The 357-nt window shown below is 58.0% G+C and carries 1 pseudogene; it reads right to left on the bottom strand.

Annotated elements, in window-relative coordinates:
* Positions 1–156: pseudogene (locus QSV46_RS39245) on the bottom strand (arabinose ABC transporter permease); the annotation flags it as partial.
* Positions 157–357 lie beyond the last annotated feature (201 nt).

Below are 357 nucleotides of genomic sequence, written 5' to 3'. Positions count from 1 at the left end.
CAGCAGGACCGATCCGGTCTCGACCAGCACGTACCAGCCGAGAATGAGCGTTTCCATCTCGAACGCCCACGAGGTGAGCAGATCAGCCGGCCATTGAAAACGGTAGTTCCTGACGCGGAATGGTGCGAGCGCGGAAGATCGCGCAGGCTCGCTCAAGATGCGTTGTCGCGATTCATCGCGGTCCACCCTTCTTGTTTCTTGTTATGAAAAACTGGATAGCAAGCCGGGCCTCTCGTTTCAAGCAGCCGCCGTTTCAAGCGGCCGACATGGCCGTGGCGCGGTACGAGAGCATTCATCGCCGATCGGATGTCCTCTCCGAAATGGTAAACGAGAGATTAATTCGCAGCAGAGCGCGCG

The sequence above is a fragment of the Bradyrhizobium cosmicum genome (assembly GCF_032290525.1).
GTDB classification, from domain to species: domain Bacteria; phylum Pseudomonadota; class Alphaproteobacteria; order Rhizobiales; family Xanthobacteraceae; genus Bradyrhizobium; species Bradyrhizobium cosmicum_A.
The sequence above is the reverse complement of the archived record's forward strand: the minus strand, read 5'-3'. Positions and strand labels throughout refer to the sequence as shown.